At 67.7% G+C, this 25,419-nt stretch carries 19 protein-coding genes, 1 tRNA gene and 2 pseudogenes; 6 read left to right on the top strand and 16 right to left on the bottom strand.

From position 1 onward, the window contains the following. Window positions 1-16: 16 nt before the first annotated feature. The 3 genes from KZ686_RS13825 to KZ686_RS13815 all read right to left on the bottom strand — a co-directional run bounded on the left by KZ686_RS13825 (window position 17) and on the right by KZ686_RS13815 (window position 2,984). Complete coding sequence (locus KZ686_RS13825) at window positions 17-505, bottom strand: GFA family protein (RefSeq protein WP_149319774.1); 489 nt, start codon at window positions 503-505, stop codon at window positions 17-19. A gap of 163 nt (window positions 506-668) precedes the next feature. Beyond that, entirely contained in the window at window positions 669-1,907 is a 1,239-nt protein-coding gene (locus KZ686_RS13820; protein WP_265632641.1) for an NAD(P)/FAD-dependent oxidoreductase, read from the bottom strand. A gap of 156 nt (window positions 1,908-2,063) precedes the next feature. Next, on the bottom strand, window positions 2,064-2,984 hold the full coding sequence (locus KZ686_RS13815) for a LysR family transcriptional regulator (protein WP_265632640.1): 921 nt from the start codon (window positions 2,982-2,984) through the stop codon (window positions 2,064-2,066). Between the two features lie 263 nt (window positions 2,985-3,247). On the opposite strand from KZ686_RS13815, the gene KZ686_RS13810 reads away from it, so the two are divergent. Together KZ686_RS13810 and KZ686_RS13805 are read left to right on the top strand one after the other, a co-directional pair. After that, a complete protein-coding gene (locus tag KZ686_RS13810; protein WP_265633488.1) occupies window positions 3,248-4,177 on the top strand; it encodes a Bug family tripartite tricarboxylate transporter substrate binding protein in 930 nt (309 codons plus the stop codon). A gap of 6 nt (window positions 4,178-4,183) precedes the next feature. Continuing rightward, window positions 4,184-5,713 (top strand): amidase, encoded by a 1,530-nt coding sequence (locus tag KZ686_RS13805; protein ID WP_265632639.1) that lies wholly within the window; start codon window positions 4,184-4,186, stop codon window positions 5,711-5,713. On the opposite strand, the gene KZ686_RS13800 is transcribed toward KZ686_RS13805, so the two are convergent. Then, window positions 5,649-6,551: a DUF3800 domain-containing protein gene (locus KZ686_RS13800; protein WP_226107574.1), complete on the bottom strand. Its 903-nt coding sequence runs from the start codon at window positions 6,549-6,551 to the stop codon at window positions 5,649-5,651. The two genes, KZ686_RS13805 and KZ686_RS13800, sit on opposite strands and share 65 nt — an antisense overlap. A 541-nt stretch (window positions 6,552-7,092) precedes the next feature. On the opposite strand from KZ686_RS13800, the gene KZ686_RS13795 reads away from it, so the two are divergent. Then, a complete protein-coding gene (locus tag KZ686_RS13795) occupies window positions 7,093-7,710 on the top strand; it encodes a hypothetical protein (protein WP_265632638.1) in 618 nt (205 codons plus the stop codon). Window positions 7,711-7,723: 13 nt separating this feature from the next. Beyond that, entirely contained in the window at window positions 7,724-8,512 is a 789-nt protein-coding gene (locus KZ686_RS13790; RefSeq protein ID WP_265632637.1) for a hypothetical protein, read from the top strand. 761 nt (window positions 8,513-9,273) lie between these two features. Here the strand turns inward: KZ686_RS13790 and KZ686_RS13785 are convergent. From KZ686_RS13785 to KZ686_RS13770, 4 genes are all read right to left on the bottom strand, one after another. Further along, window positions 9,274-9,364 (bottom strand) — tRNA-Ser (locus tag KZ686_RS13785). Window positions 9,365-9,457: 93 nt separating this feature from the next. Next, a complete protein-coding gene (locus KZ686_RS13780; protein ID WP_226107585.1) occupies window positions 9,458-9,805 on the bottom strand; it encodes a BrnA antitoxin family protein in 348 nt (115 codons plus the stop codon). A 16-nt stretch (window positions 9,806-9,821) separates the two neighbouring features. Next, complete coding sequence (locus KZ686_RS13775; protein ID WP_190286327.1) at window positions 9,822-10,106, bottom strand: BrnT family toxin; 285 nt, start codon at window positions 10,104-10,106, stop codon at window positions 9,822-9,824. A 176-nt stretch (window positions 10,107-10,282) separates the two neighbouring features. Continuing rightward, window positions 10,283-10,660 carry a VOC family protein gene (locus tag KZ686_RS13770; protein ID WP_407648549.1) on the bottom strand — a complete coding sequence of 126 codons (378 nt, stop codon included), beginning with the start codon at window positions 10,658-10,660 and terminating at the stop codon, window positions 10,283-10,285. 377 nt (window positions 10,661-11,037) lie between these two features. Between KZ686_RS13770 and KZ686_RS13765 the strand changes: the two are divergent. After that, window positions 11,038-11,634, top strand: a pseudogene (locus tag KZ686_RS13765) (copper resistance protein CopQ); the annotation flags it as partial. 233 nt (window positions 11,635-11,867) lie between these two features. Further along, complete coding sequence (locus tag KZ686_RS13760; protein ID WP_149319781.1) at window positions 11,868-12,590, top strand: TetR/AcrR family transcriptional regulator; 723 nt, start codon at window positions 11,868-11,870, stop codon at window positions 12,588-12,590. On the opposite strand, the gene KZ686_RS13755 is transcribed toward KZ686_RS13760, so the two are convergent. From KZ686_RS13755 to bcsZ, 8 genes and pseudogenes are all read right to left on the bottom strand, one after another. Continuing rightward, window positions 12,571-12,840 (bottom strand): hypothetical protein, encoded by a 270-nt coding sequence (locus tag KZ686_RS13755; protein ID WP_149319782.1) that lies wholly within the window; start codon window positions 12,838-12,840, stop codon window positions 12,571-12,573. The genes KZ686_RS13760 and KZ686_RS13755 overlap by 20 nt on opposite strands. Next, complete coding sequence (gene bcsG / locus KZ686_RS13750; RefSeq protein ID WP_265632636.1) at window positions 12,837-14,510, bottom strand: cellulose biosynthesis protein BcsG; 1,674 nt, start codon at window positions 14,508-14,510, stop codon at window positions 12,837-12,839. The genes KZ686_RS13755 and bcsG overlap by 4 nt, the downstream gene beginning before the upstream one ends. A 114-nt stretch (window positions 14,511-14,624) precedes the next feature. After that, a complete protein-coding gene (gene bcsA, locus KZ686_RS13745) occupies window positions 14,625-17,192 on the bottom strand; it encodes a UDP-forming cellulose synthase catalytic subunit (RefSeq protein ID WP_265632635.1) in 2,568 nt (855 codons plus the stop codon). After that, a complete protein-coding gene (locus KZ686_RS13740; RefSeq protein ID WP_265632634.1) occupies window positions 17,189-18,136 on the bottom strand; it encodes a cellulose synthase operon protein YhjQ/BcsQ in 948 nt (315 codons plus the stop codon). Before KZ686_RS13740 ends, bcsA begins: the two co-directional genes overlap by 4 nt. Further along, window positions 18,133-18,336 (bottom strand): hypothetical protein, encoded by a 204-nt coding sequence (locus KZ686_RS13735; RefSeq protein ID WP_149319785.1) that lies wholly within the window; start codon window positions 18,334-18,336, stop codon window positions 18,133-18,135. The genes KZ686_RS13740 and KZ686_RS13735 overlap by 4 nt, the downstream gene beginning before the upstream one ends. A 7-nt stretch (window positions 18,337-18,343) precedes the next feature. Then, the gene (gene bcsE / locus KZ686_RS13730; RefSeq protein WP_265632633.1) at window positions 18,344-20,356 is read right to left on the bottom strand and encodes a cellulose biosynthesis protein BcsE; all 2,013 of its coding nucleotides are present in this window, start codon (window positions 20,354-20,356) and stop codon (window positions 18,344-18,346) included. A gap of 18 nt (window positions 20,357-20,374) precedes the next feature. Further along, window positions 20,375-24,223 carry a cellulose synthase subunit BcsC-related outer membrane protein gene (locus KZ686_RS13725; protein ID WP_265632632.1) on the bottom strand — a complete coding sequence of 1,283 codons (3,849 nt, stop codon included), beginning with the start codon at window positions 24,221-24,223 and terminating at the stop codon, window positions 20,375-20,377. Then, window positions 24,205-25,413, bottom strand: a pseudogene (gene bcsZ, locus KZ686_RS13720) (cellulose synthase complex periplasmic endoglucanase BcsZ). Before bcsZ ends, KZ686_RS13725 begins: the two are co-directional and overlap by 19 nt. Window positions 25,414-25,419 lie beyond the last annotated feature (6 nt).

The raw sequence follows: 25,419 nt of genomic DNA, 5'->3' as shown, positions 1-25,419 counted from the left end.
CCCTGTGCGGCGCGGCTCAGCGCTGCTCCAGGCCGTGTCGCCGATGCCATTGCGCCAGCGTCTCCTCGGGCCACTGTGCGCAATGCACATGTCCCTTGCCGCTCGGCACTTCGACCCACGACGCCGCGGAGTCGAGCTCCGCTTCGACGATCTCCGGCGGGCGCGGCAGCGGCGTATCGATGGCCGACGCATGCGGATAGACGCGCTCGGGCTCGTCCGGTGTGCGTATCCACAATGCGCTGCCGCACTTGGTACAGAAGTGCCGCTCCATCGGCGATCGCCTGGCGCGTTTGCCGGGCTCACGCATCACGGCGTGATAGATGCCGATATGCTGCCGGCCGCGTATGCGCAAGGTGTCGTTCAGCGCGCCGATGTTCGCGGCATAACCGCCCGCGCCCGCGGTCTTGCGGCAGATCGAGCAGTAGCAATGCAGATAGGGGTAGGGCCAGGGCGATTCCACGCTGAAGCGGACCGCGCCGCAGTGACAGGAGCCTTCGAGATGCATGCGACCTCCCATGGGGTAGGGCGAGCGTCGCCGATGCGTTGCCCGCCGTTGCTGCCATTGGATTTTGCATGACATCGAACCCGTATTCGAGCCCTTGTTCGGGCCCTTGTGGGGCCTTGTTCGGGCCCATGCTCGCGCACTGGTTGGAGGCCCGATTCGCGCCCTATTCGAATCGCGCAGGATCGTAGGGCCACGGATCGACGTAGGGCGTCTCGCCGTCGATCAGCTCGGCGAGCAGCCGCGCGGTCGCAGGGCCGAGCGTGAAGCCCTGATGCGCATGACCAAAATGGAACCACAGGCCGCGATGGCGCGGAGCGCGGCCCACCACGGGCCGCATGTCGGCCACGCAGGGCCGCGCGCCCATCCACGGTTGCGCTTCCACCGGCGCGCCGAGATCGACGAGGTCGCTTGCGTAGCGCTCGGCCGCCGCCAATTGCACCGGCGTCGGCGGCGCGTCGTGGTGCGCGAATTCCGCGCCCGTGGTCAGGCGAAGGCCGCGACGCATCGGCGCCAGCACGAAGCCGCGTTCCGCGTCGAGCAGCGGCAGCGACGGCATGCGCGCGCTGGCGTAGTGGCGGTGGTAGCCCCGCTTGATGAACAGCGGCAGCCGATACCCGAGCGGCCGTGTCAACGTCGACGCCCACGGACCCAGCGCAATGACGGCCTGGGCGGCCGACAGCGGACCGGCGTCCGTCATCACGCGCCAGCCGCTGCCGTCCGGCTGCAGCGTCGCGGCATCGCCACGGCGCACGATGCCGCCTTGCCGCTCGAACAGCGCGGCATAGCGTTGCACCAGTTCGCCGGGATCGCTGACGGTCCACGGGTCGCGCCAATGGATCGCGCCGGCGAGGCCGCCATGCAGCGCGGGCTCGGCGGCCTGCAGCGCGGCACCGTCGAGCACGGCGCAATCGAGGGCGTGCTCGCGCGCCACCATCGTCGCCGTGCGCACCGTATCGTCGAACGCGCGTTGGCTGCGGTATGCCTCGAGCCATCCCGCCTTGCTGACGAGGTCCTCCGCACCGGCGGCGGCGATCCACTGTTCGTGTTCGCTGACGCAGTGCCTGACCAGGGCCGCATAGGCGGCGATCGTGCCGGCGTAGCGGTCCGGTGCCGATTCGCGCCAGTACCGGGCCAGCACCGGCAACAGGCGCAGCATCGCACCGGGGTGGTAATGCACGTCGTTGCCCCGGCGGGCGATCACACGCAGGATCGTCTTCCAGTCGCGCGGGAACGCATACGGCTGCACCGCCTCGCGCTGGATGAAGCCTGCATTGCCGTAGGAGGTTTCGGTGCCCGGCGCGGCGCGATCGACGAGGACGACATGGTGCCCGCGATGGCGCAGGGCCAGGGCGGTGCTGACACCGACCATGCCGGCGCCGAGAACGAGGATTTCCTGTGACATGAAGGCAGCGACTCGCGGGAAAGGTGGATCGGGAGGATGAGCTGGGTCAGATGGATCAGGTGGATCAGGTTCGTACCTGGATTTTCGCCGCGCCGCGCCTGCGTGAAGGCATGCGGCACGCGCAATATTCCGAATCCTCGATTGCGGTTTCGGCAATCACGAATTTGGAAACTCGATCAGTCCCTGCCGCAGATGGTCGACGAAGGCACGCGCGGCCGGCGGCAGCTTGCGGTTGGCCAGCGTCTGCACCTCGATCTGCCGCTCGTTCATCTCGCGGTCGCGCAGCGGCACCGCGGCGATGGTGCCGGCCTTGAGCCTGCCGCGGATCGATACCTCGCCGTAGAAACAGATCGCGCCGCCGCCGGCCGCCGCGAAGCTGACCAGGGAATCAAGCTGGTTGCTGGAGAACACCGTCTGGTAGCGCAGGCCCTGCCGGCTGCAGCCGGCATCGAGCAATTGCCGCACGGAGCTGTCCTTGGGCGGCAGCGCCAGCGGATAGGTGGCGACCTGCGCGAGCGACAGTTGCCGATGCCGCGCCAGCGGATGGTCCGGCGCCATCACGGCCAGCACCGGAGCGGGGTGCCGCAGCTCCACGTGGATTTCCGGCTCGGGCAACCACGCCAGCGTGATGCCGATATCCGCTTCGCCGTCGCGGATGCGACGCGCGATATCGCCCTGCGGACAGACCTCGAGCTCGAAGTGAATGCCCGCATGGGTCTCGCGAAAATTGGCGGCCAGATTCGGCAGGAATTCGTGCGCGATGCCCTCGACGGCAGCGAGCCGCACGCGCCCGACGCGCAGGCCACGCAGCGCCTGGATATCGCCGGCCACGCGCTCGATGTCCTGCTGCGAACGCTTGGCGAATGCAGCCAGCAGCTCGCCCGCGGCATTGGGGACGAGGCCGCGCGCGCGCCGGTCGAACAGCAGCGTGTCCAGCTCGCTTTCGAGCTTGGCGATCTGCCGGCTGACGGCCGACGGCGCGACGTTCAGCTTGATCGCCGCATCCTTGACCGAGCCGGTGCGAACCACTTCGAGGAAGTAGCGCACCGCGGTCTCCTGCAGGGCCCGATAGGACATGGGATATCGAGGTGAAAAAGGGGAAAAGGGTCGCGGGCGTCCTGGGGAAAACCCGCTCAGGGATTGCGCCAAGGATTGCCGTTTCGGCAATCGACTGTTCGAAACATTGCGACGATTCTATGCGAAGTTTGACATTAGGATGACATCGAACCGACCCGCTTATGCCGGCGTTGCCCTGGATTCCTACGAGAGAGCATCCCATGCGTTCTTCCGCCTCACCCGTCCGTTTGCTGTTTGCCGCCACCGGCCTGGCGCTCGTTGCGATGGCGCCGTCGGCCGCGTCGGCGCAGGACAGCTTCCCCGTCAAGCCGATCCAGCTGGTGTTGCCGTTCCCGCCCGGCGGCGCCACCGACGTGGTGGGGCGCATCGTCGCGCAGAAGCTTGGCGAACGGCTCGGCAAGACCATCGTGGTGGAAAACCGGCCGGGCGCCGGTACCGTGGTCGGTGCCAGCTATGTCGCCAAGGCCGCGCCGGACGGCTACACGCTGCTGGCCAGTTCCGGCACGACGTTCACGGTCAATCCCGCGGTCTATCCGAAGCTGCCGTACGACCCGCAGAAGAACTTCGAGCCGATCGGCCTGATCGGCGTCACCGGCCTGATCCTGCTGGCCAACCGCGATGTACCGGTGAACCACCTGAAGGAGTTCGTGGCCGCGGCAAAGAACGAACCGGGCAAGTACTCGTACGGTTCGTTCGGCGCCGGTACCACCGCGCATTTCGCCGGCGAGCAGTTGCTCAATCTGACGGGCGCGAAGATGCTGCACGTGCCGTACAAGGGCAGCGCGCCCGCGATGACCGATCTGATCGGCGGCCAGATTCCGTTCAGCATCGACACTGTGGCGGCGGCGATCCCGCAGGTGCGCGCGGGCAAGGTCAAGGCCATCGCGGTGACGACAGCCAGGCGCTCGTCGCTGCTGCCCAATGTGCCGACCGTTGCCGAGGCCGGCTATCCCGGCATGGACGCCAGCACATGGATCGCGCTGATGGCGCCCCGCGGGCTGCCGGCCGAGGTGCACGCAAAGCTGGAGAAGGCGCTGGCCGATACGATCGCCGACCCCGATACGCGCAAGAAGCTGGCCGACAACGGCATCGAGCCGTCGTTCGCAACGGGCAAGCAGGTCAGCGCGATGATCGAGAAGGAAATTCCGCAGATGCGGGCCATCGCGCAGCGCGCCAACATCAAGCTGGACTGACCCGCCATGTCCGACCAGAACCAACTGACTTCGCTGTCCGCCGTCGAGCTGCGTCGCCTGATCGGCGCGCGCCAGATTTCGCCGGTGGAACTGCTGGAAGCCTGCATCGCGCGGATCGAGCGCTATAACCCGCTGATCAACGCGATCACCGCCACCTGCTACGAGCGCGCACGCGAGGAGGCGAGGGCGGCGGAACAGGCGGTGATGCGCGGCGATACGCTGGGCCTTCTGCATGGCCTGCCGCTCGGGGTCAAGGATCTCGAGGCGACGGCCGGCCTGCTGACGACCTACGGCTCCCCGCTGTACCGGGGCAATGTGCCCGCGCAGGACAACACGCTGGTCGCGCGGCTGCGGCAGGCCGGCGCCGTGGTCGTCGGCAAGACCAATATTCCCGAGATGGGCGCGGGCGCCAATTCGCGCAATGCCGTGTGGGGCGCCACCGGCAATCCGTTCAATCCGAACCTGAACGCCGGCGGCTCGTCGGGCGGATCGGCGGCCGCGCTGGCGGCGGACTTTCTGCCGGTCTGCACGGGTTCGGATACCGGCGGGTCGCTGCGTATCCCCGCTGCGAAATGCGGGGTGGTGGGCTTTCGCCCGTCGCCGGGGCTGGTGCCGAACTCGCGCAAGCTGCTGGGATGGACGCCGATTTCCGTGGTCGGCCCGATGGGGCGCACGGTGGCCGATGCCTGCTTGCAGCTGGCCGCGTCGGCCGGGGAATCGGCCGGCGATCCGCTCAGCCACGCGGTCGATCCGCTGGCGTTCCTGACGCCGGCACGCGTCGATCTGTCCGGGCTGCGCGTGGGCTGGACCGAGGACTTCGGCAGCTGCGCCGTCGATGCCGATATCCGCGGCGTGTTCCGCGCGCGGATCGCCGCGATGCGGCACCTGTTCAAGTCCTGCGACGAGGTCGCGTTCGACCTGGGCGACGTGCATCGCTGCTTCGACGTGCTGCGCGCGGAGAGCTTCGTCGCGTCGCTGCGCGACACCTACGAGCGCGACCCCGACAGCCTCGGCCCCAATACGCGCGCCAACTACGAGATCGGCGCGCGCATGTCGCTGGTCGACAGCGCGTGGGCGCAGGCCGAACAGACTCGCGTTTTTCAGCGCTTCCAGCAGGCGTTCCGCGACTACGACGTGATCCTGTCCCCGACCACGCCGGTGTCGCCGTTCCCCTGGACCACGCTCTACGCGGACGTCGTCGAGGGGGCGAAGCAGGAGAACTACTACCGCTGGCTGGCGCTGACCTATGTGGTGACGCTGACCACCCATCCCTGCCTCGCCTTGCCCTGCGGCACCGACGAGGCCGGCATGCCCTTCGGCCTGCAGATCACCGGCCCGTTCCGCGGCGATGCACTGACGCTCGGCGTGGCACAGGCGATGGAATCGGCGTTTGCATCGATGCCCGGCTTGTCGCGCCCGAAGCCGGACCTAGACAGGCTGACGCCCGCCGAGCCGGGATTGCGGTCGATTGTTACGGCGCCGCCGGAGGGGGTGGAGACGGACAAGGCGGGGACTGGGACGGTGTCGGCCGTGTAGTGGGACCAACGGCCGGCAGAGCTGAAGCGCCGCGGCTAGGGCAGCCCATGCGATGCCTTGACGTCGGTGTTCGTTCGCTCGGTGCCGGAAAGGGAAACGTCGGGACGGAAAGGCGCGCCAGCCGTTGGTGCGTCTCCTCCGTCAGCGAAGCGATCAGACCGGTCCGGGCCCTCTTCCTGCCGTGAATGTACGGCGCGATGAGTCGGTAACCCCTGTCGTCCCCGCTTTCGAAGTAGCGGAATATCCAGTACGCAATCAGGTCCGCCATCTGGATGAGACGAGAGGCCTTCGAATCGAGGAAGAGCGGCACTTCAGCAAAGTTGCGCAGCTTGCCGTTGGTATGCCCCTGGTGTTTGAAAACGCGCGACAGTGCCTGGAGCTTTTCTTCATAGCTGTTCTTGTCGACGATCACGAGCCCTCGCTGCGCGTTGGAGCGCTTGGCCCGGTACAGCGACGTCAAGTACCGGTCGAACTCGCGCGCGACGTTCTCGAAGCTTCGTTGGACGATCTGGTCGGTCGCCATCGTGCTTTTCTCGATCACTGATGCGAACACCTTGAGTTTCAGTCGGGGGTCGGCCAGCAAGCCAAGAATATCGACTACCGCCTGCACTCGATCCGCGGGCTTGATGCCCTGCCATTCGTCCTTTCCGGTGCGCATTGGCGCACCGTGGAACTCTATGTTTCCAGGGTCGGTAGTGCTGAACCGCTCTGCAATCGGATCGATATGCGACTCAAGCCAGTGAGTCTGTCGCTCAAACACACAGAATCCGGCCAAGACGAAGAATTTCGTCGCCGGATCATGGACGTGGCCCGACTCATCCAGGTAGAGAAGATACACAGCGCACCTGCTAACGAAAAAGCGGACCGCTTTGCGGTCCGCTCAGGTATGAGGTAAGCCGAGTGGAGCGATCGTCCAACGCACCGATGTCTCAGCGCTCTCGACTATTCGGTCAGTCTAGCTTTGCCCTCAAGCGTCCGCAAGCGTCATCTCCTCACGAGAAGGGGGCGTCGGTACAAAACAACCAGAGTTGGACGGGAATCTGAAGTTGTTTGAGTCGGGCTGCAGCATGTGCGCCGCGAGGGAGGGGCTCGTGCCGACCGGCCGTACCCACGGAACTGATCCTTCGTGAGACGCCGGCGGTAGTGGCGATGGTCATGCCGGCGCCCGGCCGTGCTCCCGTGACGTATTCTTGGTCTGCTCGTGAATGTCGTTCTGCCCATATCGGGCGTGACCTGAGGACCGGCAGACTTGCGAGAAAGGGGGGGACTTATTTGTCATCGAGGCCATACGAAGGTGGGGAGAAAAATGGCCCGTGTCTGCTACGCAGCACGTTAAAATGGGGAGCCAATCTGGGTCCTAGCCGAGGGAAAGGTCACAAATGTCAAAGTTCAAGATGAAGCTGAAATTGACGGGATTCGAACTTGAGATTGAGGGGTCGCGGGAAGATGTTCCACTGATTGCGCAAAATGTTGGGCAGCAGCTCTCGACCCTGCTGCAACCGGCAGGCGCAATTATTGAGGGGGACGGTATTGTCGCCTCGGCTGCGCCGGCGCCGCTATTGCCCGGAGACGAAGTACAAATTTCGTCACCGGCGCGTAGGCGTGCAAAGAGACCGCGAGTTAAGTCAACGGGTGATGAGTCGGCCGAGGCCGTCGTTGTCAACTGGAAACACGACCCGCTAAAGTATGGCACCCCCCAGCAAGGATGGAGCACAGCGATAAAGGCCATGTGGTTGCTCTATGTCGTTCTCCAAGAAACTGGGGACGGAGAATTGAGCGCCAAAACAATTTCTGAAACGTTCAACCGGCACTTTAAGCAGGCGGGGAAAATACTGCCCTTCAATGTGTCGCGCGATCTTGGAAAGCTGAAAGTTAAGTCCGGCGGCCTAGCGCCGGTCGCAGAAGGCACGAACAAAGTTCCTTCGACGTGGTACTTGACCCAAGAGGGTATACGCTTGGCTCAGGAATCTATCAAACAACTTCTTAGCAAAGGCTGATTTTGGCCGCGAGATGATGGCTCTCATTGAAAAAAAGAAGCTGTTAGAAAAAATTAGTCCACCTCTCGATCCGCTTCTTTGCTCGCAGCTACTTGATGAATTTATCTCGGCAGAGAAGCGGTTTATCCAGAGAGATTGGGAGCCCGCGGAACTCGATGGTGGGCAGTTCTGCGAAATTCTCGCCCGGCTTCTCTACCACCAAGATTCGGGAACACTTAGTCAATCAAAAGGATTTGATGAGTGCTGTAAGTACCTGGAGAGCGATCAGGTTAAGCACAGCATTCACCCGCGCCATGACGCCATACATCTTGTGCGCGTGTTGCGGACGGTGTACAAATTTCGGAGTCAGCGCGGCGCGGTCCACATCTCGCCGACATACTCGCCGAACCACATGGACTCGAAGCTTGTCATCGAATGCGTTCGATGGGCAATGAACGAAACGCTCCGGATATTTTGGCAAGGTGACAGGGATGTGGTTGCAAAAGCTATTAGAGAGCTTCTGCAGTTTGACGTGCCGTGCGTGGGGGTATTCTCCGATGCACTGCTCGTTCAGAGGACCGATCTGTCTTCAGAGGAAGAGATCCTTGTGCTGCTGCATTTTGCGGGTGAGGAAGGATTCTCCCGGACGGAACTTGGAAAAGCTGCGCGTCGGGCCCCATCAACTGTCACCAATGCGCTGCAAAAGCTGACCGCGAGCAATTCGCGACAAGTATTTCAGCTTGGGAATGGCAGATACAGGCTTACGGATCTCGGATCAAAGAGAGTTCGTGAGCATCTATCGAGCAAGCTACTGCTAGGCTAGTTTTAGCAACAGAAGCCGGGCCATCTGCTCGGGCCTGTACCGCATAGGTCGTTCCACGGCCCGCCGCTCCTCGACCATCGCGGTTTTCTCGGCATGGTTCGCCTCCACCAAGCTAGGTGCTTGGCGATGCCGAGCAGGATGCGGAGGAAGGATAAGCTGGCATTGATAGAGCCGATTACCTTGTCAGCGTCCAGCAGCTTGTTCGGGTAGCAACGATGGTCTGCCGGGTGATGGTCGACACGTCCTGGTCGCGTATCTCTGCCACTGCCACATTGCGATGTCTACAGTCTCTTGCGCTGGCTTCTTCCGCTCGCACTGCCACATGGGCATGAGCATTCGAGTGTGTGGCCTGATGCCGCCTTGACAGGCCATTTCCTATGGCTCGTCCCTCGGCATCCCAATGCGCGACCATTTCCATGCGTTGGACGGGGATGGCTTGGTCATTGGCTCCGCCGGTGTCGCTGAGCGGCGGACAGCCTCTAATTCATCATCGAGGGCGACAGATATGCATGCAGCGGGATTCGCGCTCGGCCAAGGTGCCATCTTGGCACCAAGACTGCGGACAATCTCGCGCTTGCCGCTGTGTTGCTCAATCAGGTCTAGAGGATTCTGCGGCGGATGCAATAGACGTTGCCGCGCTTCGTGAGGTGGTGGGCCGTTCGGGTTTCTCCGGCGCCTGTGTAACACCCGCGCGGCATAGTGCACTGCGTGAAACCCTTATCCCACCTGCTTTTCCAAGCCAGACAAGGCTTAGAGGTATCTGGCGGAGAGAGGGGGATTCGAACCCCCGATGGGCTATTAACCCATACACGCTTTCCAGGCGTGCGACTTAAACCACTCATCCATCTCTCCGGGAACCCGCGATTATATCAGACTCGCCTGCAGAAGCCACAGTTTCGTGATGAGAGCAGGGGCGGGAGAGACGTTGGTAGCAGGCGAGTGCTGTTACGCCGCTTTCCGGCGGGGCTTGGGCCCAGGCTCACGTTGTTCCTCTCGCGCCTGGTCGCGCTCGTTGCTGACCTCGATGACGATCCGTTTCATCTCCGAGGTGGCGAAACGCGTAAGCGCTTCGCGCATCAGCGGCTGGTAGCCCATCTTGTGATATTGGGCAATGGCCTTGTATTGCTCCAGCAGGTCCTTGGGCAGGCGAATCGAGATCGCCTGCATCCCCAGCGACTGATTCACCGAGTCCTGCAGGTCCTTGGGCGCAACGGCCACGTAGTGCTCGTCTTCGCCCAGCGTACCGTTGTCCCATGCCTCTTCGGTACCCGGGATCTTGGCGGCTTGAGTCATACCCTCTCCTGGTCAGTTACTTTCCGAACTTGTTGTAGATGGCCTGGATCTTCTCGGAGGCGTCGTATGCGGACTTGACGACGTTGTTTCCTTCCTTGTGGATGAAGATCACCTTGAGCAAGCGGCCCGCGTTGGTCTCCGCAACGAACCACAGCGTTGGCGGGTCGGTGGCATGTTCCTCTCGGGTGTCGATAAGGAGTTGGCCGCAAATGTTGGAGAACGCCTCTCGCACCTCCGCCTCGGAAACATTGTGCTTGGTCCGCAGCTTCTCAATGATTCGAGGCGCGAGAACTATGCTCATGATGAGAGTGTATATACAGTAAGTGAGTTCGAAATAAAAGTGGCGCACCGTGATAAATACTTGATGCGCCATGTTGAGGCCTATTTAAGCACTTTGTCGGCCGATTTTCTTGGTCATGCTGCCGAAAAGCAAAATCTTCTGTATATACGCGATGCTCGCCGACTTCCCGGCCGGGCTCACCAACTGACCACCACCGCCTCCGCCGACCGCTGGTGCGGCCCGTGGTACACCGCCTCGACGTTGTTCCCGTCCGGATCCAGCAGGAACGCCGCGTAGTAGCCGGGGTGATAGTCGCGCTCGCCGGGGCCGCCGTTGTCGCGGCCGTCGGCGGCGAGGCCGGCCTTGTAGAAGGCGTCGACCGTTTCGCGGTCCTTGGCCTGGAAGGCGAAGTGGGCGTGGGAGATCTGGCCCGGCGTGCCTTCGTCGACCCACAGCTCGTCGGCGTAGAAGTAGCCATCGCCGTCGGTGATGTCGATGCCCAGCACGCCGAGCACCGCGCCGTAGAAGCGGCGCGACGCGCCGAGGTCGCGGACCTTGAGGTGGAGATGGTCGATCAGGCGGCCGCGTTGGATCTGAATGGGTGTCTCCTGGGTGAGGATTCGATGGTGGCAATCCGAGGCCGGTGAGGCATCGGAGTGACTTTATCGGCGCACCACGGCTGGGTGGCCGGTATCGAAGCATTATGGTCTCCGCCCACCCGAACGGAAGCGCCCGAAAAACTCCTTGACTATCTACCTAGTAGTAGATAAAGTGAGGCTCATGGATGCGGCGCCGCAGCGAAGAAGAAGTGAAGCGGCACCAGTCCAACGCAACAACCCCGGGAATCCGGGATTTTTTTGAGTCGGGTTATCTATCTATTAGTAGATTCGACAGCCGGATTCCAACCCAAATCGATTCGAGCCGCGATGCGGCTTCCTGAAAGGAGCAAATCATGACCGACCGTACCTTCGCCAAGACCCTGTTGACCGCCGCCACCCTTGCCGCCGCCTTCGTGGCTGGCACCGCGCAGGCTGCCACCGTTCCCGCCGACAAGTACGGCTACGAGTTCCGCGCCGGCGAGCGCAGCACCTATGTCGACGGTGCCCGCAGCGGCAATCGCAACACCTTCGTTGACGGCGCCCGCAGCGGCAAGGCGGATCCGTACGCGGACGGGGCTCGCACCGGCAAGGCCGACCCGTACACCGATGGCGCCCGCATCGTCGCCGGCCTGGACCGCACCGGCGTGTCGGCCAGCCCGGCTCGCAGCGTGAACCAGTTCACGGACGGCGCCCGTAGCGGCAAGTTCGACCCGTACACCGACGGCGCGCGCGTCGTCGCCGGCTTGGATCGCTCCGGCGTGTCGGCCAGCCCGGCTCGCAGCGTGAGCCAGTTCACCGACGGCGCCCGTGGCGGCAAGTTCGACCCGTACACCGACGGCGCCCGCATCGTCGCCGGCCTGGATCGCACCGGCGTGTCGGCCGAGCCGTCGCGCAGCCCGTACACGGACGGCGCGCGCCAGGGTCGCTTCGATGTCTTTACCGAAGGCGCTCGCCAAGGCCAGTTTGACGTGTTCACCGAAGGCGCGCTCGTCGCCGGCCTCGATCGCACCGGCGTGTCGGCCGAGCCGTCGCGCAGCCCGTACACCGACGGCGCCCGCCAGGGCCGCTTCGATGTCTTCACCGAAGGCGCTCGCCAGGGCCAGTTCGACGTGTTCACCGAAGGTGCCAACGCTTGAAGGGCAATACCGCAACGGCCGCTCGTGGTAGCGGGGGAGGGCATGTCATGAAAGACGCTTCGACTTCCCGCTCCGCCGGCCGGGGTCACCCCTCCGGCGCGAGCTCGACGGTCCGTGACAGGCTGCTCGAACACACGCTCGACCTGATCCGCAAGCGGGGCTTCAACGGCTTCAGCTACCGCGATCTGGCCGAGCGCGTCGGCGTCAAGACTTCGAGCATCCATTACTACTTCCCGACCAAGGAAGACCTGGCACTGGAAGCGGTGAACGCCTACAGCGAACGCTCGGCGCGTTACCTGGAGGGCATCGATCCGGCGCTGCCGCCGCTGGAGCAGGCCAAGCGTTATCTGGCGTCGTGGCGGCGCGAATGCAGCGGGCAACAGGTGTGTCTTGCCGGCATGCTGTCGACGGAGGCGCTGTGCCTGCCGCCGGCGGTGCATCACGCGCTGCAGGAGTTCCATCGGATCAACGAAAGCTGGCTGACGGCGCTGCTGGAGCGCGCCCGCGCGCAGAACGGCGGCGATGCGCAGCCGGCGATCGGCTCGGCGGCGCTGGCGCAGGTATTGTTCGCGGCCTTGCAGAACAGCCTGGTGTCCGTGCGGCTGTTCAATCAGGCCGAGCGGCTCGAGCCGGCGGCGAATCTGCTGCTGGCCGCGGTGGCGGGACCCGATGTGCCGGCAGGGTTGTCGTCGGCTTCGACCTCGGCCGCGGGCAACGCAACGAACGAGCCAAAGGCCGAGCCGCAGGCGCTCAACGCGGCGACGGCTTGAGCGCCGGTGCGTCGACGGCGCCGTGGCTCTCCGCCTCGCCGTCCTTCCCATAGCCCAGCCATCCCGCCAGCCGTGGCCACCGCGCCGCGGCGGCGCGGGCCGCCTGGGCTTCCTGCTCGTCGACATAGCGATGCGCGGCGAAGCCCGGCACCTTCATCGCCAGCGCCTCGATATCGTTATTGGGCCGCGGTGCGTGCCGCGCTCGCAGGCCGCGCCGCAGTCCGGCGCGTTTGCGCTCGCCGTCGCTCATTTGCCATCCACCCATACGCCGTCGGGCGTGCGCACCACGTAGCCGGTGCCGCGCTTCATCATCACGGTCGCCTCGTTTTCGCCGACCATGCGCGTTTGGGGCAGGTCCGCCGCGTATTGCGACGGCGCGGGGGCGCCCTGCCGGAACGGACTGTCGGCGACCAGGTTCGACAACAGCTGCGACAGCGCCAGATAGCTGCTCGGCGCGTGGATCGTCACCGGCCCGCCGGCGCCATTGCCGTTGCCCTGCGGATTGCCTGCCGCATGACTTGCCGCATTGCCACCCGCATTGCCGCCCGCGTCGCCTCCAACCTCGCCGCCCGCCTTGCCACCCTGCAGACCGATCAGCTTGACCCCCACCGGCACATGCACGATCCGCGGCGTCGGAATCTCGCGCATGCCGGCGATCTGGTTGGCATCGCCACGCAGCGCCGCGCCGTGCTCGGGCACGAACACCACCACCGCCTTGCGGCCCGACTGCTCGATCAGCGCGATCAGCTTGTCGATATCGTCCAGCAGCCGCGTCAGCCGCAGCGGATACGACTGGATGCTGGTCAGCTTCGAATCCGGCAGGCGGTTGCCGTCGTGCAGCGTGACCGTGTTGTAGTACAGCGCCAGCGGTCCGCTGTTCTGCGCGAGTCGCGACTTGTACCACTTCTCCAGCACCGCGTAGTCGCCCAGGATCGGCGAATTGTCGAAGGCCCGCATCGCCGGCGGCACGCCGTCGACCGGCACGTGCGTGACGTTCGGAATGCCGATCTCCTTGTCGACGAAGCCGCGGAAATTGTCGAAGCGGCCATCGTGGTTCATCAGCACGCGCGTATCGAAGCCGGCCTGCGCCAGCGCCTCGAACAGATGGCATTGCGGCTGCGCCGGCGAGTACAACGCCTGGTGCGGCTGCTGCCCGCAGGTTGCGCGCAGCAGCCGGATCGCCGCCGGACCGCTGTAGCTGGCCGCCGAACTGAACTCGGTGAACAGATAGTCGAAGCGCGACAGCAGCGGATGGTTGCGTGCCTTGGCGACGTCGAGATCGTCCCAGGACAGCGAGCAGACATGCAGCACGATGATGTCGAACTGGCTGTCGGGCGAGGCGCTCAACGGCGTGAACGCGACCTGGCGCGAGGCCTCCTGCGTGCGGAACGCGTTCAGCTGCGCCTCGTTGTCGCCGACCTCGGCCGGGCTGTCGATCCGCATCGTCGGAGCCGGGCGCTGCGCGACGCGCGTGGCGGCGGCCCCGGTCGCCGCGGCGCCCGTCGAAGCCGTGCCGGCCCCTTGCCACAGCGGCACCAGGACCAGCGCGAGCAGCACGAAGGTGGTGACGCGCACCCAGCGGTTGATCACCAGATAGGTCAGCGTGACAACGATCGCGCCCAGCACCATCTGCGGACTGACGAAGCGCTGCAGCAGCTCCAGCAGATAGGCCGGCGTGAAGGCGCTCAGATTCGAGAACTGCGAGACCACCCGCGCGAACGGCGGCAGGTTCGATTCGTGGTACAGCAGCGCCACGCCGACGACCACGGCCAGCACCTGGCGCAACACGCGCAGGCCGCGGTGTTCCACCGGCAGCACCAGCCACAGCGCGAACAGCAGGTTCAGCAGCCAGCGCGGCTGCACCTGTCCGATCGCGAACAGGTAGAGCTTGGCGGCGAAGTAGAGGTTCCAGATTCCCATGGGGTTGGCGGTTCGGGATTGCGGTTCGGGGTGCGTGGATGGGTGCGTTGATCGATGCTATGACGTGCGATGGCGGTGCGAGGGCGTTTGCAACGACGGTGCGCGTGCCCGGACTCAGGACTGCCGCGTTCGCCGCCGCACCAGCGCGGCCTCGAGCATGTCGATCGCGGCGTCGTACAGGCGCAGGAAGCCTTGATAACCCATCTCGATGACCTCCTTGAGCCCGCGCAGCGGCGCGTCGCGCGGCTGGTCGTCCAGCCAGTCGATCCACGCGTCGGCACGGCCGAAGGTGCACTGGATCAGCTGCGTCTCGGCTTCCGGGCTCAGGTCCTGCATCCGCACGCCCAGGTGGCGGTTGACGTTGCGCGCCACCGTGGCGGCGAAGTGGTATTCGCGCGCACCGCGCGACAGGCAGACGCCGACGCGTTCGCCTTCGCCGAGCGCCACGTCGATCGGCAGCAGCAGTCCCAGGCCGCCCAGCGAATAGTTCTCGGTCTTGCACGCCAGCGTGGTGCCGTCCGGCAGCAGCAGCGTGGCCGGCACGCGCATCGGAATCCGGTGCGACACGCGCACCTGGCGCGCTTCCTTGGCGACGCCGATGGCCGTGCCGAGCATCAGCAGGTTGACGGTCGCCCAGACCATGTTCATCACGACCGTGCCGGGTTCCGTGGTGGTGCCCATCAGCAGCCGGCCCACGCCCATGCCCAGGCCCGCCACGTTCAGGGCGAGCAGCAGCAGATAGGGCTTGGAGATCGTCCAGTCCAGGTAGTCGTCCTCGATCCGGCCGCCCTTGGCCGTCACGTTGAACTTGCCGAGCCGCGGATTGATGAAGGCCATCGTGGTCGGCAGCACGATGTACCACGCCAGCACCGATTCGTAGACCTCGGCCCAGAACGAATGCCGGTACTTGCCCTGGATGCGCGAGTTGGTGATGTTGGCGATCACCAGATAGGGCAGCACGTAGGCCGCGATCATCGCCGCCGAGGTGTTGATCACGTGCATGCCGAACACCAGATAGGCGAGCGGCATCGTCAGGAAGATCAGCCGCGGGATGCCGTAGAAGAAATGCAGCATCGCGTTCGAGTAGCACAGCCGCTGGAACAGCTTGAGCCCCTTGCCGAGCAGCGGATTGTCGATGCGGAAGATCTGCGCCATGCCGCGCGCCCAGCGGATGCGCTGGCCGATATGGCTGGCCAGGCTTTCGGTGGCCAGCCCAGCCGCCTGCACGGTGCGCAGGTACGCGGTGTTGTAGCCGCGCCGGTGCAGCTTCAGCGCGGTGTGCGCATCCTCGGTCACGGTCTCGACCGCGATGCCGCCGATCTCGGCCAGCGGCGCACGCTTGATCACCGCGCACGAGCCGCAGAAGAAGGCCGCGTTCCACAGGTCGTTGCCGTCCTGGATCAGCCCGTAGAACAGGCTTCCTTCGTTGGGCACGCGGCGGAAGGTATCGAAGTTGCGCTCGAACGGATCGGGCGAGAAGAAGTGGTGGGGCGTCTGCACCATCGCGCAGCGCGGATCGGCGATGAACTCGCCCATCGTCATCTGCAGGAAGGAGCGGGTCGGAATGTGGTCGCAATCGAAGATCGCGATGTAGTCGCCCTGCGTCACCGACAGCGCATGGTTGATATTGCCGGCCTTGGCGTGCCGATTGTCGTTGCGCGTCAGGTAGTGCACGCCGGCCTGCTCCGCGAAGGCCTGCATCTGCGGCCGCCGGCCGTCGTCCAGCAGATAGATGTTCAGCTTGCCGCTGGGCCAGTCGAGGCTGCGCGCGGCGTAGACGGTCGGCTGCACCACCGACAGCGGCTCGTTGTAGGTCGGGATATAGACGTCGACGGTCGGCCATTGCGCCGGATCGGCCGGCATCGGCTTGGGCCGGCGCGACAGCGGCCAGGCGGTCTGCACATAGCCGAGGATCAGCACCAGCCAGGTGTAGGCCTCGGCGGCGAACAGCAGAAAGCCGATGGTGACCTCCATCGGCGTGGCCAGGTCCAGCGTCTCGGTGGCACGCCACCAGATATAGCGCAGCGTCATCAGCAGCGACAGCGCCATCATCGTCAGCGTGGGGAAGCGCCCCGGGATCCTGCGCAGCACCATCACCGCGATCCAGACCAGCGCGAACACGGTCAGCTGTCCGCCCAGCGGCAGCGGCGTGGTGCACAGCACCAGCCCGGTCAGCGCGGCCAGCACCAGCAGCGTGGGCGCGAGGCCGCGCACGCGATGCACCAGGGCCGCCACGTGGGCCAGGCCGCTGCTGGCACGCATCCAGTCGACGCGCGGCAGGCGCGCCGCCAGGCGCCGCCGCTTGCGCGCGACGTAGCGGTAGGCCGGCTCGAGCCGGTGATCGAGCCAGCGGCGCAGCGGCGATTGGGGCGGCGCCTGTTCCTGCGGGCTGCGCCGGCGCGTCGGCGCGGCCAGGCGCCGGCGCGGCCGGGGCGGGCGCACGAACAATCGCCATACGCGACGCGGCAGGCTGTGCCGTGGATCGATGCCAAGACGCTCGGCGGAGCGGGCCGACAGCCACGCGGCAAACTCGGCCGGCCAGTCGCGCTTGCCGGGCCGCGCCGGGCGGAAGAACAGGCGCACCAGCCATTCGTTGCGCGCGGGCCGCTCGCCAAGATCCAGGCCTTGGGCCAGCGCGGCACGCAGCCGCAGGGTCAGGTCGAGCAGCACGCCGAGGATCATCTGCGTGTCCCCGCGTCTTGCGCGGCCGCACCAAGCGATGCCGCGATCCATTGCGACAGCCAGGCTGCGATGCCCTGCAGATCGTGCGCGGCCTGCGAATGCGGCATCGCGCGGCAGAAGTTCTCGCCGCGCGCCAGCGCTTCGGGCAGGCCGTGATCCAGATGCACCTGATAGGGCAGCAGCCGCTCGCGCAGCCGGGTGCGCAGCAGCGCCAGCACATCGCCATGCAGCTGGCGCGCGGGCTGGACCCGCGTTGCCACCACGCGATAGGGCAGGCCGATCCGTTCCAGCGCATGTTGCATGCGCGGCAGCGTGGCGCAGACCTCCGGCTCGGGCGGCGCCAGCACCAGCGCCAGATCCGCGGCGGCGAGCGCCTGCGTGGCATGCAGGGCCGGCCAGGCGGGCGTATCGATCAGGACAATGCCGTCGTCGGGCAGGTCGACCTGCGCCAGCAGCGCGCGCAGCCAGTGCGGCTGCTCGATCAGGCAGCGCGTGGCGACGGCCTCGGCGTCATCATCGGTGCCGCCGCGTTCGCGTTCGCGTTCGCGTTCGCGTTCGCGTTCGCGTTCGCGTTCGCCGTCGCCGTGGCTGTGGCCGTGGCCGTGGCCGTGGCTGTGGCTGTGGCTGTGGCCGTGGCCGTGGCTGTCGCCACCACCGTTGTCGCGAGGCAATCCATCCACCTGACCCCACGGCACCAGCAGCACGTCGTCGTCGCTGCGCAGGGCCGCGGTGGCCCAGTCGCTCGCCGACGGCCGCAGCGCCGCGTCGACCAGCCCGCGTTCGACCGGCTCGCGCAGGCCAAAATGCAGGCCGAGCAGATTACGCGGATCGCACTCCAGCGCCAGCACCGCATGCCCGCGCCCGGCCAGCAGCGAGGCCAGCGCGGCGGTCATCGTGCTGCGGCCCGCGCCGCCTACCGGCGCGACGATGGCGATCGTCTTCATCGCGTGCCGTCCTTCGGCGCCTGCCACCGCTTGCCGCGGATCACGATGCCTTCGAGCTGGGGCGGCAGCCGCACCGCGCGGCGCTGGCGCGGCTGGAACCAGCGCGGCATCACGCGCATCAGGTCCAGCTTCCAGATCAGCCAGGCGACGGGGGCGGCCAGTATCAGGCCCCAGATGAAATATCCGATAAAGACGCGCATGGCGATGCTATTCCCGGGCTTTGAGCGGCACCGCGGCCGGCGTCGGCGCGGTGCGGGGTTTGGAATGCGTGGCGTGAGCCGCTGCGGCCGGCCGCAGCGCATCGAGCGGGGACAGCAGCGGCAGCGCGGGGCCGGCGCGATGTTCTGCGCGATGTTCGGCGTGATCCTCGGCGCGATTCCGCGCGCGATTTTCACCGGTGATTTCGGCGCGAATGTCGGCGCGATGTTCGCCGCGGTCCTCGGGCCAGGCACCGGCTCCGGCCTGTGGACTTGCCTCGGCCGGCATGGCGAGCACCGTGGCGCCTTCGGCCACCGTAGCGCCTTCCGCCACCGCCGCCGCGCTGGCTTCCTCCCGTGCCTGCAGCCAGCCGCTGTAGTCGGGCAGCGTCCGCTCCGCGGCCTGCTGCGCGAACGCGTTCAGCGCGGCCTCGATGGTAGGCGCGTCGCCGCAGCGCAGCTCGCCCGAGAACAGCGCCTCCAGCGGCCGCTGGAACACGCGCCGGCAGACCGCGTCGGCGTCGTCGAGCCGGCAGGCAAAGAAGAACACATAGACGCTGTCGGCATCGGCGCTGCAGATATCGCCGGTACGGTTCATGCGGCAGGCGCGCAGCGCGTCGATATGCGCGACCTCCGGCAGCAGCGTCAGGCGCAGCAGCACGTGCGGCAGCCGGATGGTCCGGCCCTGTTCGACCGCGCCGCGCACCGTGTCGATGAATTCGGCCGGGGGCACGTAGCCGATCGCCGAGCCCGTTAGCACCGCCGACAACGCGGTGCGGTAGTCCGCCGGCAGCGGACGCGAGAACACCTGTCCCTGCACGCCCTCGAGCATCGCCTGCACGCGCGCGAACGGCGTGCGCCGCGCGATCACCAGGTTGGCGCCGAGATTGAGCAGCAGCAGCTCGTAGTGCTGCCGCATCGCTTCCTGGTCCTCGCGCACGACGATCTTCAGCGCGCTGCCGCGCGTGCGCCGCAGCCGGTGCACCTGCTCGGCCAGCGTCTCGAAGGCGCGGTTGCCCTGGTAGTGCAGCAGCACGGTCGCCGCCACCGCGCCGCCGGCGCTGGCCACCGCGGCCTCGTTGCTGTCGACCAGCTGCCAGGACTCCGGCACCCAACGCTCGTGGGCGACGGCGTCGCGGCAAACGATCACGCGATGTTCGTCGGGCGCGAGCAGGCCGGCCGCCGCCGCTTCGCCTTCGCCGTCCGCGCCGGCGCCGCTGACCATCAGGCGATGCTCGTCGGCGGCGAAGCGCAGCGGCAGCGAGCGGCTGGCGAGCACCGCTTCGCGATCGCGCCAGAACGCCACCTCCCAGGTGTATTGGCCCTGCACCTGGGACAGATGCGCGGCACCGGCGAAGCGGGCGTGCAGGCTGCCGAGATCGGCCGGCCGCCGGATCTCGTCGAGGTCGTCCGTCGGCGGCGCCAGCACCAGCAGCAGCGACAGCCGCTCGCGCGCGCACCACGCGGCGAGCCGCGCGCCTTCGCGCGACAGGCGCGCGCCGTCGTCCCAGGAGAAGCAGGCCTCCGCGCCTTCGACCATCACCACGCTGTGGCGGGCCGCGCATTGGTCTGCCAGCGCCTGCAGCGCATCAGTCAGCGTGTCGATGCCGGCGGCGCGGCTTCCATTGCCGTTGCTGCTGCCGTGAGCGCGGCCGAGTCGCAGCCCGCACAGATTGGCGCGATGATGCAGCGCGCCGCCGACGTCGATATCGAGGCCGTGCTCGCGCAGCGCCTGCGCGATGCCGTCGACCGGACGTGCGGACAGCACCGTGGCCGGTCCGCGCAGCGCGTTGGCGGCGGTCTGCCAGAACAGCGCATCGCGCGCCGGCGACGGCTCGGCATAGACGATATGCACGTGGCCAGGCGCCAGCGTCGCCAGTTCGGCCGGGAGGCCGTCGATCGCCAGCGAGGGCCGCGCCTGCAGCCGCGCGAACAGCGCCGAGCGCGGCGGGGCGGGCGTCGCCGTCGTCGCGGCGGAGGACGGTGTCAGGGAGGTGGTGGCGGGCCTCGTCGATGGGTTCATGATTCGCGTCGATCCGATCTAGTACGAGGAATACGGCCGAACCGGCTCGGGCGGGAACGGCACCGGCCCGCGCTGCGGTTCGAAGTGATAGCGCAGATAGGCGATCGCGCGATTGGGCGCATAGTCGCGCGAGCGGTCGATCTGCAGCGCCATGCCGGCGACCCACTTCGGCGCGAAGCGGTATTCGACCGCGGCCAGCGCGGTATAGCTGAAGCCGCCGCCGTTTCCGCCGCGGAACGTCCGATCGCCCGCCATGCGCTGCAGGTCCGGCCGGGTCGGATAGTAGGGCATGTCCTTCTCGTAGGTATCCGACCAGCCGGCCGAGCCGCCCAGCCGCCACGACCACGCGCCGCGCCGTCCCGTCCATTCGAGCGGCACCGCCAGCGACAGATAGCGCTGCGGGCTGTAGTAGCCGCCGTGGCCGAAGGTGTAGTAGCGCAGGTTTTCCTGGTAGCGCCAGTAGTTGACCACCAAGCCGCTGGTCACGCGCTGGTTGCGCGCATCGAGCAGCGGCCAGTCGAAGCCGGCGCGCACCGTGAACTCGCGATTGGTGCGGACGTTGTGCCCGGTCAGCATGCCGGCGCCAACGGTGGCGAACACGCTGCCGCGCCCGACATCGTGCGAGTACCCAAGCGTGATGCCGTTGCGCGCCACGCCGCCCCAGCGTTCGCCGCTGGCCGGATCGATCGCGCCGGCGTAGGAGATCAGGCTGCTGGTGACCGCGCGGCGCGACACGTCGACCGTGGCCGCGGCGCGGTTCAGTTCGGCGCGATAGCGCAGTCCGCCCACCACGGTCTGCTGCAGGAAGCCGAGCGGGGTCGTGCCGAGATCGGCGCGCCAGCTGTCGTAGGCGCCGTTGTACGCATAGCCCGCGGCCAGCGCCACGCCCTTGTCGGATTGCCCGCGCGGCGCGATGCCGGCGCCGCCGCGCGCGGCGATCTGGCCGAACTCGTCGGCGCCGTTGGCGACGTCCGTGCGCAGCGTGCCGGCATCGAGCAGCACGGTATCGGCGTGGAAGAACACATGGCCGGTGTAGCCATGCGGAATCCGCACGTAGAGCGGGATTTCGGTGGCGCTCAGCTCGGAAATGCCGCTGTCGCCGGACTTGCGCGAGAACAGCGTCGCGGTGGCGACCTGGCCGTCGCGACGCGCATCGAGATCCTGCAGCGCGCGCTGCGCGGCGGTGCCGCCGGCCGCGGGCGCCGCGGCCTCGGCCTGTTCGAGCGTGCGGGCCTGCCGGTACAGCGAGGCCGCCTCGTTGAACTCGCCGCGCGACTGCGCGATGCGCCCCTGCTGTACGACGATATCCGCGCGCTGTGGATAGCGCTGGCGCAGCGCGTCGACCACCGCGGCCGCTTCGCCGTCGCGGCGCAGCGCGGTCAGGCGCCGCGCTGCCGACAGCCGCGTATCGATATCGTCCTCCGCCGTGCCGGCCAGCACGTCGCGCACGATGCGCAGCGCCTCGTTGTTGCGCCCGGCGCGTTCGGCGAGCCGGGCCAGCGTCAGGCGCGCCTCGGCATCGTCCGGGCTGCGTGCGAGCACCGTGCGCGCGGCAGCGGCGGCGCCATCGAGATCGCCTTGCCGCTCCCGCACGTCGGCCAACGCGAGCGACCAGCGCCGGTCCTGTTGCTGTCCGGCCGGCACCGCCGCCAGCACGCGCAGCGCACCGGCGGGATCGTCGGCGTCGAGATGGCGGTCGGTGTCGCGCAGCGCGAGCCGCAGCGCCTGGTCGTCCAGCGCGGCGCGCTGCCCGGGTTCGAAGGCGCCCCGTTGACCGCGGGTCCGCGCATCGCGGGCACGCAGGTCGTCCAGCCACGCGCGCAGCGCATCGTCGCGGCCCGCGGCGGCCAGCAGCTCGCCGTAACGCAGCCGCACGCCGATGGCCGGGTCGTCGGGATGCGCGGCCAGCCACTGTTGCACGAGCCCGAGCCCATAGTCGGCCTCGCCCAGCGCGATCGCTTCGCGGCCGACGGTGGCCAGCATCTGCGGGTCCGCCTGCGTCGCGTCGGCGGCTTGCCGCAGCAGCGCGCGCGCCTCGTCGGGACGGCCGGCGGCCAGCGCCAGGCGGCCCTGCCGCAGCCACTGCTGCGCGTGCAGATTGCCGCCGAGTTCGCGCATGCCCTCGGTGCGCTCGGTGTCGGGAATCTGCGCCAGCAGCGTGGCGGCGGCATCGGGGTCGTCGACCGAATTCAGGAACAGCGCGCCCGCATAGCGCATGTCGGCGCCCGGCGCGAGGCGCAGGCCCTCGTCCATGGTCTCGCGGCCCAGCGCAGGCAGGCCGAGATCGCGATAGGCCCGCGCCAGCGTGTAGCGCGTCCAGGGCGCGTCGGGTGTCAGCCGCAGCGCCTCCTCCAGCCGGGCGATCGCCGGGCTCGCGCGGCGCTCCGCCAGCAGCTGGTCGGCCTGGCGCGTCAGCAGCTCGGCGCGCAACTGGCGCAGCGTTTCCGCATTGGCCGGCGATTTCTGCAGGCGCGCTTCGGTCGCGGCCAGCAGCGGTCCGATCTCGGCGTGGCGGCCGCTGTTCTGCAGCAGCGCCACCAGCCGGCGCAGCGCGCCAGGGTCCGGCGTGCGGCCGGCCAGCTGCTGGCGCAGCAGCGTCTCGGCTTCAGCCTCGCGTTGCTGCGCAACCAGCGCGTCGGCCAGGATGACGAGCGCATCGGCGTTGTCGGGCTGGCGCGCCAGCGCCTGCCGGGCCAGTGTCTCGGCCTCGGCGGGCTTGCCCTGCGTGCCGGCCAGCCGCGCGCGTGCGATCGTGCCCCAGAAGGTGGCGGTATCCAGCAGGCTGCGCCACTTGTTGCGCTGCTCGGGATCGAGCTGCAGCGCGCGGGAAAACAGCGCGCGCGCCTCGTCGTGGCGGCCCTCGCGCAGCCGCACCAGGCCCAGGCCGCCGACCACCTCGGCATCGTTGCCGCGCGTGCGCATGGCCTGTTCGAAGGCGGCCTGCGCTTCGGCAAGGTTGCCGCGCTCGAGCTGCCGCAGGCCGCGCTGGCGCGCCTGCCAGGCGGGATCGGCCAGCATGCGCAGATGCGCCTCTCGCCTGGCCTCGAGTTCGGCCAGCGTCTGCCGCGCGATGTCGTCGTCGGGCACTTCCTTCAGATAGCGCTCGAACCAGACCGCGTAAGCGGGATCGTCATTGACGCGATACAGCGTGCGGCGCCAGATGTCGAGCGCGGTCTTGCGGTCGGCGTCGGTGCGCTGGCTCAGTCGATACAGCAGATCGAGGCCTTCGGCGCGCGTGGCGGGGCGGTCGGTCAGCAGGTCCCCCAGCACCAGCGCGAGGCGCGCATCGTCGGGCCGCTGCGCCAGTTGCCTGCGCAGTTCGGCGATGGCGCGCGGACGGCCGGCGTCGGTGCCCGCCAGGATCCGGTAGTAGTCGATCGCCAGCTCGCCCTGCGGCGGCCCGTCGGGAAACAGCCGCTGCAGCCGTTCGAGCGCTTCCTTCTCGTTGCCGCCGCGCGCCAGCATGCGCACCGTCGCCATCTCGCGCTTGTCCTGCGTGGCGATGCGGTAGGTGTCCTCGAGCTCCCGGGTGGCCGGATGCTTCGGATGATGCTGGCGCAGGCGCTGCAGGATACGTTGCGCCTCGGCTGGGCGGTTCGAGCGCAGCTCGATCTGCGCCAGCAACAGCAGCGCATCGGGCTGCTGCGGCTCGATCGTCAGGATCTTGTCGAGGGCGCTGCGCGCCAGGTCGGCGCGATTCTTGGCTTCCCACATGCGCGCCGAAGACAGCAGGCGGGCGAGCTCCGCATTGGCTGAGGACGTGGCCGGCGCGGCGGGCGCCGCTGGCGCGGTTGGGGCCTGCGCTGCCGCGGGCATCGCCGGGACGAGCAGTACCGCGGCGGCGGGGATCAGCGGCGAACGGGGCATGTCGCTGTCCAGGCCGGCGTCAGCGCGCCGTCGGCTTCGAAACGGTACAGGCCATCGAGATGGCCGAGGGCGAACAGCGCCAGCACCTGGCTGAAATAGCCCAGCGGCTGTTCCGCGGCCAGCTTGCGCATCCGCTCGACCTGGCGCTGCGCCGCGGCGGCTTCGCCGAGCGCGGAGAGGTACGGCGCCACCGCGGCGGAAAAGCCCCCGTTGCCCGAATTCGGCCCGACGGTGCCGGAGCGCGTATCGACGCGCTCGGGCGGATGGCCGTGCGCGATGGTGTAGTCCGCCATCGGGCGATAGGTCTTCAGCAGCGGGGTGCGCAGCGGATCCTGCGGCGCCAGCATGCCGGCCCACAGATAGACGCGGATCGCGTTGTACGCGCCTTCGGCCTGCGTCTGCTGGTCGGGGCGGAAGCCCGGTTTCGCACCCGCGTGATATTCGACCCAGTCGGGCGAGAAGCCGCGCGGCGCGGTATCGAGCAGCAGGCGGGCCGAACTGGACAGCAGCTGCGCCCATTCCGTCTGTTGCGGCCACAGCGCGGCAAACCGGCGCATCAGCTGCGGCGGCACATAGCTCGGATTGAGCCGCCACATCGTCGGCGAAGGATGAAAGCCCATCGGCCCGGGCAGCAGCGTGCGGCCCAGCCCCGGCAGCAGCGCGGTCTCCTGGCGCACCACCTGGCGCGCGATCACGGTGCCGAGCGCGGTGTAGCGGCGCTCCTGCCAGAGCCGGCCGGCCTCAAGCAGCGCGTAGGCGATCCACAGATCGGCGTCGGAGGCGGGGTTTGCGTCGAGCACGCCCCAGCTCTCGGGCTTGCCGTCGGCGGCCTCGCGCTTGCCCTAGATCCATGCCGGCAGACGTGAAGCGAGATCGCCCTCGGCGAGGTTGTTCTCGGTCCAGGCGAGCAGCCGCTCGAAGGTCGGCCGGTCGTTGGCGACCAGCGCGAAGAACAGCGCATAGGCCTGGCCTTCGGACACCGTGGTCTGCTGCGGCGTGCTGGCGTCGATCACGCGGCCGTCGGCGCTGATGGTGTCGCGCTTGAAGCTGTCCCAGGCGGGCCAGGGACAGGACGCCGCGGCGCAGCCGAGCGACGCGGTCAGCAGCGCGGCGCCGAGCAGCGCGCGCGACGCCGCCGCGAGCCGGCGGACGTTACCGCGCAGGCACGCAGCCATCGCGACCCCCGCCATCGCGAA

Origin of the sequence: Cupriavidus cauae (assembly GCF_026210475.1) — a bacterium.
Classification (GTDB): Bacteria; Pseudomonadota; Gammaproteobacteria; order Burkholderiales; family Burkholderiaceae; genus Cupriavidus; species Cupriavidus cauae.
This window is presented reverse-complemented; position numbering and strand designations above follow the sequence as displayed.

Bases quoted from the DNA above. Each gene is read 5' to 3' on its own strand.
- KZ686_RS13825 (WP_149319774.1), bottom strand. From the start codon at position 505: ATGCATCTCGAAGGCTCCTGTCACTGCGGCGCGGTCCGCTTCAGCGTG.
- KZ686_RS13820 (WP_265632641.1), bottom strand. From the start codon at position 1,907: ATGTCACAGGAAATCCTCGTTCTCGGCGCCGGCATGGTCGGTGTCAGC.
- KZ686_RS13815 (WP_265632640.1), bottom strand. From the start codon at position 2,984: ATGTCCTATCGGGCCCTGCAGGAGACCGCGGTGCGCTACTTCCTCGAA.
- KZ686_RS13810 (WP_265633488.1), top strand. From the start codon at position 3,248: ATGGCGCCGTCGGCCGCGTCGGCGCAGGACAGCTTCCCCGTCAAGCCG.
- KZ686_RS13805 (WP_265632639.1), top strand. From the start codon at position 4,184: ATGTCCGACCAGAACCAACTGACTTCGCTGTCCGCCGTCGAGCTGCGT.
- KZ686_RS13795 (WP_265632638.1), top strand. From the start codon at position 7,093: ATGTCAAAGTTCAAGATGAAGCTGAAATTGACGGGATTCGAACTTGAG.
- KZ686_RS13790 (WP_265632637.1), top strand. From the start codon at position 7,724: ATGATGGCTCTCATTGAAAAAAAGAAGCTGTTAGAAAAAATTAGTCCA.
- KZ686_RS13780 (WP_226107585.1), bottom strand. From the start codon at position 9,805: ATGACTCAAGCCGCCAAGATCCCGGGTACCGAAGAGGCATGGGACAAC.
- KZ686_RS13775 (WP_190286327.1), bottom strand. From the start codon at position 10,106: ATGAGCATAGTTCTCGCGCCTCGAATCATTGAGAAGCTGCGGACCAAG.
- KZ686_RS13760 (WP_149319781.1), top strand. From the start codon at position 11,868: ATGAAAGACGCTTCGACTTCCCGCTCCGCCGGCCGGGGTCACCCCTCC.
- KZ686_RS13755 (WP_149319782.1), bottom strand. From the start codon at position 12,840: ATGAGCGACGGCGAGCGCAAACGCGCCGGACTGCGGCGCGGCCTGCGA.
- bcsG (WP_265632636.1), bottom strand. From the start codon at position 14,510: ATGGGAATCTGGAACCTCTACTTCGCCGCCAAGCTCTACCTGTTCGCG.
- bcsA (WP_265632635.1), bottom strand. From the start codon at position 17,192: ATGATCCTCGGCGTGCTGCTCGACCTGACCCTGCGGCTGCGTGCCGCG.
- KZ686_RS13740 (WP_265632634.1), bottom strand. From the start codon at position 18,136: ATGAAGACGATCGCCATCGTCGCGCCGGTAGGCGGCGCGGGCCGCAGC.
- KZ686_RS13735 (WP_149319785.1), bottom strand. From the start codon at position 18,336: ATGCGCGTCTTTATCGGATATTTCATCTGGGGCCTGATACTGGCCGCC.
- bcsE (WP_265632633.1), bottom strand. From the start codon at position 20,356: ATGAACCCATCGACGAGGCCCGCCACCACCTCCCTGACACCGTCCTCC.
- KZ686_RS13725 (WP_265632632.1), bottom strand. From the start codon at position 24,223: ATGCCCCGTTCGCCGCTGATCCCCGCCGCCGCGGTACTGCTCGTCCCG.